15 protein-coding genes are annotated in these 14368 nt (G+C 27.9%); 13 read left to right on the plus strand and 2 right to left on the minus strand.

Annotated elements, in window-relative coordinates; genetic code table 4:
* Nucleotides 1–260 precede the first annotated feature (260 nt).
* From D9R21_RS08130 to D9R21_RS01625, 5 genes are all read left to right on the plus strand, one after another.
* Nucleotides 261–401, plus strand: a complete 141-nt coding sequence (locus D9R21_RS08130; RefSeq protein ID WP_241568653.1) for a hypothetical protein — start codon at nt 261–263, stop codon at nt 399–401.
* A gap of 90 nt (nt 402–491) precedes the next feature.
* Entirely contained in the window at nt 492–1160 is a 669-nt protein-coding gene (locus D9R21_RS01610) for a hypothetical protein (protein ID WP_126820822.1), read from the plus strand.
* 13 nt (nt 1161–1173) lie between these two features.
* Complete coding sequence (locus tag D9R21_RS01615; protein ID WP_126820823.1) at nt 1174–2715, plus strand: AAA family ATPase; 1542 nt, start codon at nt 1174–1176, stop codon at nt 2713–2715.
* A 26-nt stretch (nt 2716–2741) separates the two neighbouring features.
* On the plus strand, nt 2742–4301 hold the full coding sequence (locus D9R21_RS01620) for a VWA domain-containing protein (protein WP_126820824.1): 1560 nt from the start codon (nt 2742–2744) through the stop codon (nt 4299–4301).
* Complete coding sequence (locus tag D9R21_RS01625; protein WP_126820825.1) at nt 4291–4800, plus strand: dUTP diphosphatase; 510 nt, start codon at nt 4291–4293, stop codon at nt 4798–4800. The genes D9R21_RS01620 and D9R21_RS01625 overlap by 11 nt, the downstream gene beginning before the upstream one ends.
* A gap of 33 nt (nt 4801–4833) precedes the next feature.
* Here D9R21_RS01625 and D9R21_RS01630 read toward each other — a convergent pair whose 3' ends face one another.
* Nucleotides 4834–5079, minus strand: coding sequence for a ferredoxin (locus tag D9R21_RS01630; RefSeq protein WP_126820826.1), 246 nt, complete (start codon nt 5077–5079; stop codon nt 4834–4836).
* A 95-nt stretch (nt 5080–5174) separates the two neighbouring features.
* Between D9R21_RS01630 and D9R21_RS01635 the strand changes: the two genes are divergently transcribed.
* The 8 genes from D9R21_RS01635 (at nt 5175) to D9R21_RS01670 (ending at nt 13581) form a co-directional block, all read left to right on the plus strand.
* Complete coding sequence (locus tag D9R21_RS01635) at nt 5175–5876, plus strand: hypothetical protein (protein WP_126820827.1); 702 nt, start codon at nt 5175–5177, stop codon at nt 5874–5876.
* Between the two features lie 16 nt (nt 5877–5892).
* A complete protein-coding gene (cmk, locus tag D9R21_RS01640; protein WP_126820828.1) occupies nt 5893–6561 on the plus strand; it encodes a (d)CMP kinase in 669 nt (222 codons plus the stop codon).
* Nucleotides 6562–7878: a ribosome biogenesis GTPase Der gene (der, locus tag D9R21_RS01645; protein ID WP_126820829.1), complete on the plus strand. Its 1317-nt coding sequence runs from the start codon at nt 6562–6564 to the stop codon at nt 7876–7878.
* 11 nt (nt 7879–7889) lie between these two features.
* Nucleotides 7890–8900 (plus strand): NAD(P)H-dependent glycerol-3-phosphate dehydrogenase, encoded by a 1011-nt coding sequence (locus D9R21_RS01650; protein WP_126820830.1) that lies wholly within the window; start codon nt 7890–7892, stop codon nt 8898–8900.
* An 88-nt stretch (nt 8901–8988) separates the two neighbouring features.
* Nucleotides 8989–9957 carry a hypothetical protein gene (locus D9R21_RS01655; protein ID WP_126820831.1) on the plus strand — a complete coding sequence of 323 codons (969 nt, stop codon included), beginning with the start codon at nt 8989–8991 and terminating at the stop codon, nt 9955–9957.
* 102 nt (nt 9958–10059) lie between these two features.
* Nucleotides 10060–10872, plus strand: a complete 813-nt coding sequence (locus D9R21_RS01660) for a Cof-type HAD-IIB family hydrolase (RefSeq protein WP_126820832.1) — start codon at nt 10060–10062, stop codon at nt 10870–10872.
* Between the two features lie 44 nt (nt 10873–10916).
* Nucleotides 10917–12494, plus strand: coding sequence for a 2,3-bisphosphoglycerate-independent phosphoglycerate mutase (gene gpmI, locus D9R21_RS01665; protein WP_126820833.1), 1578 nt, complete (start codon nt 10917–10919; stop codon nt 12492–12494).
* Nucleotides 12495–12621: 127 nt separating this feature from the next.
* Nucleotides 12622–13581: a CPBP family intramembrane glutamic endopeptidase gene (locus D9R21_RS01670; protein WP_126820834.1), complete on the plus strand. Its 960-nt coding sequence runs from the start codon at nt 12622–12624 to the stop codon at nt 13579–13581.
* Nucleotides 13582–13724: 143 nt separating this feature from the next.
* On the opposite strand, the gene D9R21_RS01675 is transcribed toward D9R21_RS01670, so the two are convergent.
* A complete protein-coding gene (locus D9R21_RS01675; RefSeq protein ID WP_126820835.1) occupies nt 13725–14108 on the minus strand; it encodes a hypothetical protein in 384 nt (127 codons plus the stop codon).
* Nucleotides 14109–14368: the final 260 nt, after the last annotated feature.

A 14368-nucleotide genomic window follows, 5' to 3' on the forward strand; every position in this document is an offset into this window, starting at 1 on the left:
GGTGTGTCAAAATTAATAAATTTAAGACAAAACTACTAAATTTTTTTAAAATAAATTATATTGAACATTTATTTTATTGATGTTATAATGATATTAAATAAACTGCTACACTTCATAGTACAATTTACAAACTAGGCTTTCAAAAAGTAAATGATTCAATTGGTGAAACAATAAACAGTATTTTTGCACAATTACAACAAGTAGTTAATAAAGATGGATATAACATTGTAAATTTCCGTGAATATTTTAATGTTATTATTTTGACTGAAGATAATCGTGAATTAGATGCTAATGATGTCTTTTTAGAAGAAGGTAATTATTGATATTATATTAAAGTAACAAGTTTTGGAGCAAAATATTTTGAGGGAACAATATCAAATATTTTGATTGTTAAAAAATAGGAAAAAAATAATTTAATTGCCTAAATTTAGGGAAAATGTTAAAATGTTTACACAAATTAAAATAGGGTTAAATACCAAAGGGGGAACAAAATGTTTAAAAATAAGCCAACATATGGAAGTAAATTTCCAGATTTAGAGTTGCTTGATACTGAAGAAGAACGCCGAAAATATGAGGAGGAAGTTAAAGAATTATCTAAACAGGAGCAGAAACGTTTTAGTTATTTGTCACCAACTCAGCACAATGATTTTTCACAACGACGAATGTTTTGGGATAGTCCACTTGAACGAGTAGGGCGAAGTTTTATTATTTTTGGACAGTTAGTAGCAATTGTTTTAGCTTATTTTATTGGTCAAAAGGCAATTTTAGTTGCTTTAAGTAATTATCTTGATCCAAATATTAAAGTTTTTGCTGAGATTTATGTTAAAGACCTTTTAAGTTATGGGTTTTTATTTCTTAGTTTATTATTTAGTTTATTATATTTTATTCCGATGGCAGTGGTTCGAACTGCGGGTGCTATTTATGGATGAGGTATTGCTTATATTATGTTAGCAATTTTATATTTTTTATTTGTTGAAATTTTATGTGCAATTTTATTGATTCTAGGAAGTATTAAAGGAAATCCCGCTGAACCAATTAATATTTGATTATTAGTTTTTATTGTTTTGGTTCTAATAATTACTTCTATTTGAATTGTTGGAGCATGCCTCTTAATTGTTAAATCAGATGATGTTAAACGAAGAATTAATTTAGAAGTTTAGGAGAAAAAAGAAAATGATGACACTTACAGAAAGATTAGAAGAATTAACCAAACAATTACAACAAAATGTTTATGAAAAAGAAGAAATTTTTAATTTAGCAATGTTAGCGATGCTAAGTGGTGAATCAATTTTTCTTTTAGGAAAACCCGGAATTGCTAAATCGTTAGTTTCACGTCGTTTAAAGCATTCTTTTAAAAATGGTACTATTTTTGAATATTTAATGAATCGTTTTTCAACACCAGAAGAAATTTTTGGACCAATTTCAATTGAAGATTTACAAAAAGGAGTGTATAAGCGCTTAATTGATAAATATTTACCAACGGCTGAAATTGTTTTTTTAGATGAAATTTGAAAAGCGGGACCATCAATTCAAAATACTTTATTAACAATTATTAATGAAAAGATTTTTCGTAATGCTGGAGTAGATATAAAAGTGCCAATGAAATTATTAATTTCAGCGTCAAATGAGTTGCCAGCAGAAGGACAAGGTCTTGAAGCGTTATATGACCGTTTTATTATTCGTTATATTGCACAAGGGTTAAAAGATGAAGAAAACTTTAATGATATGATTGCTGGAGTAACTGAATTGGATGTAAAAGTTGATGAAGCTTTACAAATTACACATGAAGAATATGATACATGACGAAAAGAAATTAATAAGATTAAAATAACACCAGTAACTTTTGATTTTATTTCTCGATTTCGAAAAGCAATGTATATTGCGACTGAAGGTGAATATTATATTTCAGATCGTCGTTGAAAGAAGATTGCTCATTTAATGAAAGCTTCAGCATTTTATAATGGTCGTGATACAGTTGATAAAGCTGATTGGTTAGTCATTCCATATTGTATTTGAGATGATGAACAACAAGAAGAAACATATAATGCTATTTTTAATGAATTTTATTTAAATGCTTTAACGTATGATGTTCGTGAAAAAAAGAATCGTTTAAGCAAAGAATTAGAAGAATTATCAGCTCAGTATGAAGATATCCAAGAAGTTAATAGTCGCAAAAGTGAATATTTGGATGTTTTTGATGGAAAATTACAAGGAACATTTCATCGAATTTTTTGAAAAAATCAACAGTATCCAATTTGTTTTATTCGTGTTGAAGATTTTATTGATGCTCGTCATAATAAGACACAACCCACATTAATTGAATTATATTATGGTGAAGATTTAGATAATATGGCAGATGTTTTGCAAACAGAGATTAGTTATGTTAATGATAGTACTTTTAAAATTATTAAAACAAATGAAGAAATTAAAATTGAAATTAAGAATTCAAAAGTGGATAATAATTCAAAACTTGAAAAAAGAATTTTAGCTGTTGAACGAGAAATTGATAGTTTAACAACTTCTTTTCCAGATGAAAAAGAACGATTATTATCTTTAAATTGCCTCTTTTTTAAAGAACGTTTTATGTTGGCAGTTAATAATGCCTTTAGTGATAATAAAATAAATTTTAATGAAAATTGGTTAGAATTAGAACAATTTTCAAATTCAGAGCAAAAAATAAATAATAGTAATTTTGAACAATTAACAAAAAATTAAATGAGTAAAACAAGGGAGGATTTAATGTGAATCCATATTTAGAGCAAAAAGCGGGAGTTCAACTAGTTAGTAAGTTAACAGCATTAAAAAATACGGATTTAGTTAATCCAAGGTTTGCTCTGATGAAAACAACGAACCGGTGATTAAGTGAAATGTTTGACCAAGCTGTTAATAATTTTTATGATCATAAAATTGAAAATGAAATTATGAAAATTAAGTTAGATTCAAATATCGAAAAAGAAATTTATTTATTTCATTGAATTAAAGTTAATGGTTATGATGGTTTAAAAAAGAATTATGCTTCAACACAAGATTTTTTATTTAAAGTTAATTCACCATTTTATGATCGGATAAATTATTATCGTTATGAATTTAATAAAAAACAAAACAATAATCCAAATATGTTATTTCGTGATTTTATTGGAATTTGAGAATCCATTTTAATTAAAAAAATTAATGATTATCGTTTTGCAAAAATTGAAGAATTAAGAACAAAGTTTATGCAAGATTTATATAATAAAGTGGAAATTTATAATAAAGCTAATAGTTTATTAAAAACAGTATGAAAATTTTTTGGCAAAATATGAAATCCAGTAGAACTAAAAAAAGGTGTTAATATGTCAGCCATTGATAAATTTGCAAAATTTTTGGAAACTAATCCAGCAATTATGGAAATTGCAACATTATTAGGGCGTTTTCAAGGTGAAAGTAATTTAATTGAACAACGAATTTTAGAAGAAATTGTAATGGATTATGAATGAAAACCAATTGGTTCTTCACCAGAAGAAATTATTGGAGCAACTGAATCTAAAGATTTAGAACATATGTTTCCCGCCGAATTAGTTTTATTAAAAGATCCAGTTTTAAAATATATTTTTTATAAAAAATATATTGAGGGCAAATTAATAACATTTGAATTTTTATCACAAGATAAAGTTCCCAAAGAACAAATTAAATTACGAACAATTGAAACATATGTTCCTGAAGAAAAAGGACCAATCATTTTATCAATTGATACCTCTTCTTCAATGCGAGGTAGTCCCGAGCAAATTGCCAAAGCCCTTGCTTTAGCAATTGCAAAAATTGCTTTAGCAGAGCATCGCCCTTGCTACATGATTAATTTTTCTAAAAGTTTAGATGTTTATAATTTATCTTCTTTAAAAGATTCACTACCAAAATTAATTGAATTTTTGTCAAAAAGTTTTGCTGGGGATACAGATGTTGAGCCAGCATTAGAACATACTTTAACAGTAATGGATAGTAATGAATATTTTAATGCTGATTTGTTATTAATTAGTGATTTTTTAACTTCTGATTTATCACCTGATTTAATAACAAAGATAAATTTATTAAAACAGCGTCGGAATCGCTTTCATGCTATTGTTATTGGGACAATGGGTGCAGAAAATGTAGAAACAATTTTTAATAATGCTTGAATTTATGACCCACGTGATCCATTTGCTTCAGAACGAATAATTGCTTCGTTAACAGGGCAAATTGTAAAGAAATATGATAAAGTTCCTAATGCAAAAGCAATTTTAGGACAAATGAGAACTGCGAAGGAGATTAGTAAAAATGTTAAGTAACAATACTTTTAATTATTTGTTAGAAAACCAAAAAAAATTAGATAAACATATTTTAACAAAATTTAACTTAAATGATAATGAAACATTTGAGAAACGAATTTTGGCTTTTTTAGTTGAGTTAGCAGAATTTATTAATGAACAACGTGATTTTAAATATTGAAGTGTCAAACCGGCTTCAGCAAAAGATATTTTATTAGAAGAATATATTGATGGAATTCATTTTTTAATTAGTATTGGTAATAGTTTAACCGTTGACTTTAAAACATATCAATACCATAATGAATATTGTCAGGAAAATATTAATTTGACAAAACTTTATTTAGATTGTTTTGCTGTTGCAAAAGAACTAATTAAAAATCAGACATCAGAAGTTTATTTTAAAGTTTTAAATCAGTATTTAATAATTGCTGAACAGTTAAAATTTACTGAAGATGATTTACTTACCGCTTATAATAAAAAAAATAAAATTAATTTTACTCGCCAAGAAAATAATTATTAAAAAAATGTTTTATAAAAATTATAAAACATTTTTTTAATAATTATCAAGACTACTTTTCCGATTTTCTTTAAACTCTTCTAATGTTTTAATAAAAATTGCTGCTGTTGGACAAACCATTTGTGCTTCCACTAACTCCTTATCATTATCAATGGTATTTGCAAAACCATCATCATCCATAAAAAATGTTTCAGTTTCATCAATCATAATACAGCTACCACAAGAAATACATAAGTCAGTATTTACATATGTTCTTTTTTTTGATATATTACGATTTGCCATATTTATCACTCCGTTATTTATTTACTATAATAATAACAAAAATTTTAATAATAATATATAATTTTAATGTAGTTTAAAAAAGTTGGAGGTTTAACATGGAAACTAGAATGGAGAAATTTGCCCAGCTACGTGAAATGATTAAGAAAGAGATTGAGATTGATCAAGAAATTAATCAAACCAGTCAAGTCATTAATGGTTACATGGCGAAGTTAAACGCTATTGATGATAATTTTTTTGGTAGTTTTAAATCAGATTTTGAACAAGAATTTAGTTGAGAAAAAGTATATTTAGATAAAAACCCAGATGAACAACCATACCCATCTGATTTTAAATATGATTTGCAACAATTGCTAGAACAAGTTGTTAATACAACTAAAGCAACAATTCAAACTAATCAAAAAAATGATCAAGATGCTGGTGATGTTATGCATAATATTTTAATTGCTGAAACATTGTTAAATAAACCAACATATCAAAAATATCAAGCAATTTTAGAAAGTATTTTAGCAGAAAAAATTACTTATCATCGAGTAAGTGATAAAATTCAAGTAGAAAATAGTGATTTTAAAATTAATTCAGCTAATATTGAATTTAGTACAATTGCACATATGCGTAAAAATGATCAACGATCAATAGCAGAAATGCTAAAAGAATCAAGAGCTCTTTTAGAAGAAAAACATAATAATGTATTATTTGTTTATCGAAAAATAAAACCAGGTTATAAAATGTTATTTAGTACTATGCTTTTGCTTGTTGTTTTATTAGCTATTTGTTTAATTTTAATCTTTATGTTATAGAAAATAGGAGTAGATGATGAAAATAAATATTGCGATTGATGGCCCCGCTGGTAGTGGAAAATCTTCTGCTGGTTATGAATTGGCCAAAAAACTAAATTATCGGTTTATTGATACTGGGTTAACTTACCGTGCTTTTACTTATTTTTGTGTAAAAGTTGGAGTTGATTTTACAAATCATCATCAGTTACAAGCACAATTAACAAACTTTAAGTATCAAGTGATTAATAACCGTGTTTATGTCAATGAAAAAGATATTACTGATAAGTTGCAAACTGATCTTGTTCTGGATAATATCAACAAAATTACTGGACTTGATTTTATTCGAGCAGCAATGGTTTGCATGCAACAAAAATTAGTGATTAAAAAAGGTAATGTTGTTGTTGGACGAGATATTACTACTGTTGTTCTTCCTGATGCTGAAATGAAAATTTACTTAACAGCGAGTATTACAGCGCGAGCTAACCGCCGATGAAATCAAAATCAAGAAAACCATATTGTTCCGAATAATTTGGCAGAAATTACTGCTAAATTAAAAGAACGAGATTATGTTGACACAACCCGAGCGGTTGGACCATTAAAAATTGCTCCTGATGCAGTTATTGTGTATAGTAGTAAGTTAACATTTGAACAAACGGTAACTAAAATTTATGAAATAGTATGTAATTATAAGAAAGCAGGAAAATAAATGGCACAAAAAGGAACTGTTGCAATTGTAGGGCGTCCAAATGTTGGGAAATCAACATTATTTAATCGTGTTATTAAAAATCGCCTCGCAATTGTTGAAGATACTCCTGGTGTAACACGCGATCGAATTTATGCTTTCTCAGAATGATTAACAAGAGAATTTTTAATAATTGATACGGGGGGAATTACATTAAATAATACGGCAATGTTTGCACAAGAGATTAAAATGCAAGCAGAAATTGCAATTGCAGAAGCTGATATTATTATTTTTGTTTTATCGTACAAAGAAGGAATTACCCCAGATGATGAAATGGTTGCAAAAATACTATATCGTGCTAAAAAACCGGTTCTTTTAGTTGTTAATAAATATAATAAGCAAGAAAAAGAAAGTGAATTGTATGAATATATGACATTAGGATTTGGTGAGCCAATTGCTGTATCTGCTACTCATGGAATTGGAATTGGTGATTTATTAGACCAAGTAATTTCTCATTTAGATCAAATTCCAGTTCAACCAAAAACAGAAGGAATTCATTTTTCTTTAATCGGTAAACCAAATGTTGGAAAATCTTCTTTAACAAATGCTATTTTAGGTGAAGAACGAGTCATTGTATCACCAATTGCAGGAACAACAACAGATTCAATTGATACATCATTTAAACGGAATAATCAACTTTATACTGTGATTGATACTGCTGGAATTCGTAGAAAAGGGAAAGTTTATGAAAAATTAGAAAAATATAGTGTTCTTCGTGCTGTTAGTGCAATCGAACGAAGTGATCTTGTTTTATTAATTATTGATGGGACAGTTCCTATTACTGACCAAGATACAAATATTGCTGGTATTGCATTTGAACAAAATAAACCAATTATTTTGGTAGTTAATAAGTGAGATGCGGTAATGGAAAAAGATGAACGGTCAATGAAAAAAATTGAACAAAGTATTCGTGGATATTTTAAATATCTAAATTATGCGAAAATGGTTTTTGTTTCTGCTTTAGAAAAAAAACGATTACATATTTTATTTCAAACAATTGATGAAGTTTATGTTGGTTTAACGCAGCGAGTAAAAACTAGTGTTCTAAATGAAATTTTAGTAAAAGCACAATTGTTAAATCCACCACCAGATTTTAATGGTGGGCGTTTAAAAATTTATTATGCTACTCAGCCCGAAGGTGTTGTGCCGACTTTTATTATGTTTTGTAATAATCCAAAATATCTTCATTTTTCTTATAAAAGGTTTCTTGAAAATCAACTTCGAGAATATTTTGGATTTGAGGGAGTACCAATTAAAATATTATTTAGAGAGAGAAAGTAACGAGGAAAATTATGATGAAAAAAACACAAAAAAATATTACTGTTATTGGAACAGGAGCATATGGGACAGTTTTAGCAAATGTTTTGACAGATAATGATCATAACGTTATTATGTATGGAATTGATAAGAAAGAAGTTAATGATATTAACAACGAACATTTAAATCGCCATTTTTTTGGTAATTTAAAAATTAATAAAGAAATTAAGGCCACAACAAATTTTGCTGAAGCAGTTGAAGATGCTGAATATATTATTTTAGGAATTCCTGTTGTTGCTATTAAATTAATAATTGAGAAAATCAATCAAACAGTAACAAAACCAGTTGTTATCATTAATGTTGCTAAAGGATTAGATCCTGAAACACACGAAGTTTTATCAAAATCAATTATAAAATTAATAAATCCAAAAATTTTAAAAGCATATGCAGGTATTTATGGTCCAAGCATTGCAAAAGAAGTTTTACAACGAAAACCAACGTGTATTATGGCAGTTTCACAGGATTTAGTAATTGCGCAAGAAGTTCGTGATTTGTTTAATAATGAATATTTTGTTACTTTTGCTAATACGGATGTGATTGGTAGTGAATATGCGGTTGCTTTAAAAAATGCAGTAGCAATTGCCTCAGGAATTTTTAATGGTCTTTATGAATCTGACAATGCTAAAGCATCATTAATTACAATGGGGTTAAATGAGATTCAACTTTTTGCCAAAACAAAAGGAGCTCAAATTGAAACTTTTTTTAACTTTGCAGGATTAGCTGATTTAATTTTAACAACTACCTCAAGTAAATCACGGAATTATTCGCTTGGTTTTGCAATTGCTCAAGTTGATGATGCTCAAAAAGTTTTATCAGAGCAAGTAAAAACAGTAGAAGGTGTTTTAACTTGTAAAACAATTGTGTTAGATGCGCGTGCAAATAATATTACATTACCTTTATTTGAATCTTTATATGATATTTTATATCATAATAAACGACCAAGTGTAATTATTAATAATGTTTTTACAAAAGCAATATTATCCTAAAATTGCGGCCATTTTTATGTTATAATTACTATACGAAGTGTACAAAAATAAAGAGTATGTAATTATTGATGAAATGGAAGGGCATAAAATGAATTTTAAACATTCTTTTAACAACGGTTCAGGTAACAAGCCAGAAAATAACCAACAGCAAACTTCTCTTAACCAGGGAAATAATTTTAATGTTTCACAACAAAATTATCAACAAAAAGGACCTAATCAAAATTATAATCCAGTAACATCTGGACAGGTCGGACAAAATATTTCGCAACAACAATATTCACCAACAAGAAATATTGGTTCACAACAATATCAACAACAAAATGGTAATAGTCAAAATTATAATCAACTTAGTACTAACCAAGGGGCTCAATTATCACAACAATATCAACAGCAAAATTTAATGCAACGTCCACCGCAAAATATTGGACCACAGCAATTTAATCAACAATCAAATCTTGGTTCACAGTATCAGCAGCAGAATGGACCTAATCAAAATTATAATCAGCTTAGTACTAACCAAGGGGCTCAATCAGCGTCGCAATATCAACAACAAAATGTAAATGAACAATATTATCCTAATGTTAGTAATTGAGGACAACAAAATAACCAACAAATAAATACTATGCAAGAAAATTCACAACAATTATCGGGACAAGGAACTCAATCTCAAACGATTGCTGAACGAATTGCTAATATGCAAAATCGTACTTCAATTAAACCATCAGATTTCTTAAATGCCCTAATCGATCCAAATATTAAAGTTGGACTTGGCAAAAATATGAATATTGGAATACCAGGACCACCCGATTTATTTGATGATAAGCAGGAAAAAGGAACTAATAGCAAAAAACATCAAGCAAATATTGAAAAAATTCAATGTCAATGTAAAAATTGTGCAAAGAAAATACGTCCTTGATTAACTGTTTTTATTACTATTTTAATTGTTTTATCGATTTTAGGTGGTTGTGTAGGTGCTATTTATGGTTTTCGTCCGCAATTAAGAGATTGACTTTTAAAAGATGAAGTAGCAACTGAAAATGCAAATGCAGTTGTTTAAGTGATAATTATTGTTTAAGAATTTAATTTTTAAACCATATTTAAAAATATGGTTTTTTCTTTTACAATATAATTATGAGATTTTAATAGAAAGTAGGGAATTATGAATAAAATTAAATTAATTGCATTAGATATGGATGGAACTGCTTGTTCCTTTCATCAAGGGATTCACGAGGCCAATATTACGCCAATTATTAAAGCACAAGAAATGGGGGTACGAGTTATTTTTGCAACAGGACGACCAGTATTAACTTCGTTATCAGAAGCTATTAAAGTAAAAATGGATTATTTTCATCAATACTTTATTGGTTTTAATGGTGCATGTATTTATGATATTAAGACACGTACAATTGTTCATCAACAAACCTTGTCTGCTTCTCAAGTTAATTTTTTATTCCAATTGGCAAAAAAATATCATAAAAAATTATGATGTTATATTGATGATTTAACCAAAGTTATTGTTAATTTTAATCCTGTTGCTGAAAATAATCCTGAATTAGCATTTTTTGATGGAGAGTTTATTCAATATGATTCTGCATTAACAATTCAAAATAAAAGTTATAAATGTATTGTAATGGATGTTCATGAAAACGACGATTTTATTATTGCAGCTCGTGGGCAAAATATTGAAATTGCAATTGATGCCTCAGGAACAGCAGAAATAAATGCTCCAGAGATTAGTAAATTAGCTGGTTTGAAATGAATTTCATCCCAATGGAATATTGCTTTATCAGAAATGATGGCAATTGGTGACAGTATGAATGATTATTGAATGATTAAAAATGTAGGATTGGGAATTGCAATGGAGAATAGTCAAGAACAAATCAAGGCAATAGCAAAAGAAGTAACTACAACCGTTGAAACAGGTGGTGTTGCAAAAATGATTGAAAAATATATTCTCAATAATAGAAAATAATTATATAATTGTTAAGAAAAAAGAAAAAGAGGAGAAATAATAAAATGAAAGTTAAACAACCAATTTTATTGGCAATTCTTGATGGGTGAGGGATTGCACCTGATTCAAAAGGAAATGCTGTAACACAAGGGCATATGGTCAATGTTGAAAAGTTAAAAGCAAAATATCCATGAGTCTCAGCACATGCGGCAGGAGAATGAGTTGGTTTACCAGAAGGACAAATGGGAAATTCTGAAGTTGGACATATTCATTTAGGAGCAGGTCGCATTAAATATGAATCATTAACTTTAATTAATAAAGCAATTAAAGATGGAACATTTAATCAAAATCCAGAACTTTTAGCTGCAATTAATTTTGCAAAAAAAAATAATGGTGCTTTTCATATTATGGGATTATTTTCAGATGGTGGTGTTCATTCACATTTAAACCATATTTTTGCTGCTTATAAATTAGCAGCACAAGAAGGAGTAAAAGAAATTTACTTGCATATTTTTGGTGATGGACGTGATACGAAACCAGAATGTATTAAAATTTATCTTAAACAATTTCAACAATTACAAAACGAATTAAAAGTTGGCGAAATTGCAACCATTGGTGGTCGTTATTACGCAATGGATCGTGATAAAAAATATGACCGAGTGCAGGTTGCTTATGATGTTTTAGTTTCAAGAAAAGGCTCGGAATTTAGTGACCCAATAGAATATATTGACCGTGAATATCAAGCTGGCCGTAATGATGAATTTTTAATGCCAGCATATAATATTAATACTCCAAGAGGTTATATTAAATCAGGTGATGCTGTCTTTTTTGCTAATTTTCGTCCTGATCGTGCTATTGCAATAGCTTCGGCTTTAACAAATCCTAATTTTCCGGGTAATGATGCACAAACTTATTTTATGCCAAAATTATATGATATTTATTTTGTTTCAATGATGGAATATGCAAAAACAGTTGCTTCAAAACATGTTACTTTTAAACCAATTGAAGTTATTAATGGTTTAGGAAAATGATTAAGTAAAAAAGGTTACCGTCAATTGCGAATTGCTGAAACAGAAAAAATTGCTCATGTTACATTTTTCTTTGATGGTGGAAAAGATTATTTTAAAAATGGTCTAGCAACACAAGCTGAAATTACATTACCAGGGGCTTCAGCAGATTTAATTCCATCACCAAAAGTAGCAACTTATGATTTAAAACCAGAAATGTCAGCGTATGAAATTACTGATAAATTAATTGCTGAACTTAATTGAAATGAATTTGATGTTATTATTTTAAATTTTGCAAATTGTGATATGGTTGGGCATACTGGAATATTACCAGCTGCAATCGAAGCAGTTAAAGCTATTGATGATTGTCTTGGTAAAATTTATGCAGCAATTGAGAAAGTTAACGGAATTATGATTATTACTGCTGACCACGGAAATGCTGAAATTATGATTGATGAAACAGGGGGTCCTAATAAAAAGCATACTTCACAATTGGTTTCAATTATTATTACAAAAGAGGGGTTACAATTACGAAAAGATAATCCGGCAATTGCTGATATTGCTCCGACAATCCTAGATTTATTAGGTGAAGAAATTCCCCCTGAAATGACACAACCATCATTAATTATTAAATAAAAGACATTGCAAAATGTCTTTTTTAATAGATGGATTCAAAATTCTGTACCAAATAATTTTAAATTTTAAATGGATTTTTAACTAATTTATTATATAATAAAAAGTAGGATTTAAAGGAGTAATAAAAATGACTAATAATGATAATGTTTATAATCCTAAAAGAGCATGATATGAGTTAAAACCAACATTAGTTGATCGTTCTGCTCCCTTTGATTTTAATTTAGTTAAACTTAAAAATATGGGTTATATTTTTTTAGGAACAGCTATTTTTGCTCCCTTTTTTATTAATATTCTAATTTCATATATGTTTACACATAATGAATATGCTTTAGCAGGGATGAACTTTATTAGTTGCATTATTGTTACAGTTGGTTCATATTTTGTTATTAGTGGTGCACAAAATGAAATTATGCGGTCAGGTGCTATTGCCTTTTATTATTTTTATTTTATTCCAAATATTATTGGTTTAGTAATTGGAACCATTGTAAACCAGTTTCATCCATCTGATAGTGTTAAAACAACAATTAATTTATTAACATTAATAATTGCGGGATTGGTGACAATTTTTATTCTTTATCGGTCATCACCATTAATTTTTGAAAAAATTAAATTAACTTTAAAACAAGATTGCAAACGTCTTTTTGTTGTTTGCTCAATTAGTATTATTGCTGTTTTTTCAATTCATTTATTTTTTGTTTATTTACAATCATTAATAACAGCAACAACTTCAAACAATCAAAATAATTTAATTAAAGGACTAGATAAATGGTGAAATACTGCTTTCTTATTTATCTATACAATTTTAATTGCTCCAGTTGTTGAAGAATTAGCAACTAGACACGGAATTTTTAGTTTAAGTGGTAACAAATGACTTGGATTTGTTGCATCAACAATTTTCTTTGCTGGCATGCATGTCGCTGGAACCGGTGATTGAGAACATTTTATTGGATATATTGGAGCATCATTAACACTAGGAATGCTATTTCTTATTGTTAATGAGAATGTTACATATACCATAATTCCGCATGCTGGTTATAATTTCATTGTTGCCATTTTAATGCTTGCTGCACCAAAATTTTTAGCATAATTAATTTTAAAAAAGCACTTTAGTGCTTTTTATTTTTTTTGAAACAAACTTATACAGATATATATTTAATTAGTTATGTTCTAAGACAATGAATGATTTTCTAAAAAAGATTCTTTAGAGATTTATTTATAGCAATATTATTATTAATCATTATATAATCTAATACCAGTTCCAATTCCCATTCATGTTCCACCGTCTATAGATGAACCTGTAACATTTACTCAATTCTGTGTTAAAACTTGAATATAATAACTATTATTTTCATAATATCAAGTTAAAGCAAACCATTGACTGCCTTCAAGATATGCATTTCCATATTTAACTCAACGTGCTTGAACTAAAAAACGATTTTCAGGTTTAATTAATTTAGGAATATCTTTGACATCAACAATCTTAGCATTAATCATTTTTTTGCAAGTTTCATTATCACTATGAAAATTATTATATTTATTTAACTTATCACCGTAATATTCAATATTTCCTCAGCTAATTTTTGAAAAAAAATCACTTTCTTGCCCTAAAAACATAATGGGTAGCCGGAAAAAAGCTTAGGTTTTATAAAAATATAAATTAAAGTAATTAAATATAAATTAAAGTAATCGCTTATTAGAGCGATTTTTTTATTTGCATTATTCATCAGATAGTATCTTTAAAATTAAAAATTAATCTATTGTTCCCTATAAATTAGTTAATTTTTATAATTTCCTTTCTGTGATTTATTATATTTTTTCGGTTTAACAACTAATAATATCATTTTTTAATAAAGGTACTATCTGATGAATAATGC

Origin of the sequence: Spiroplasma endosymbiont of Megaselia nigra, assembly GCF_003987485.1 — a bacterium.
Taxonomy (GTDB): Bacteria; Bacillota_I; Bacilli_A; order Mycoplasmatales; family Mycoplasmataceae; genus Spiroplasma.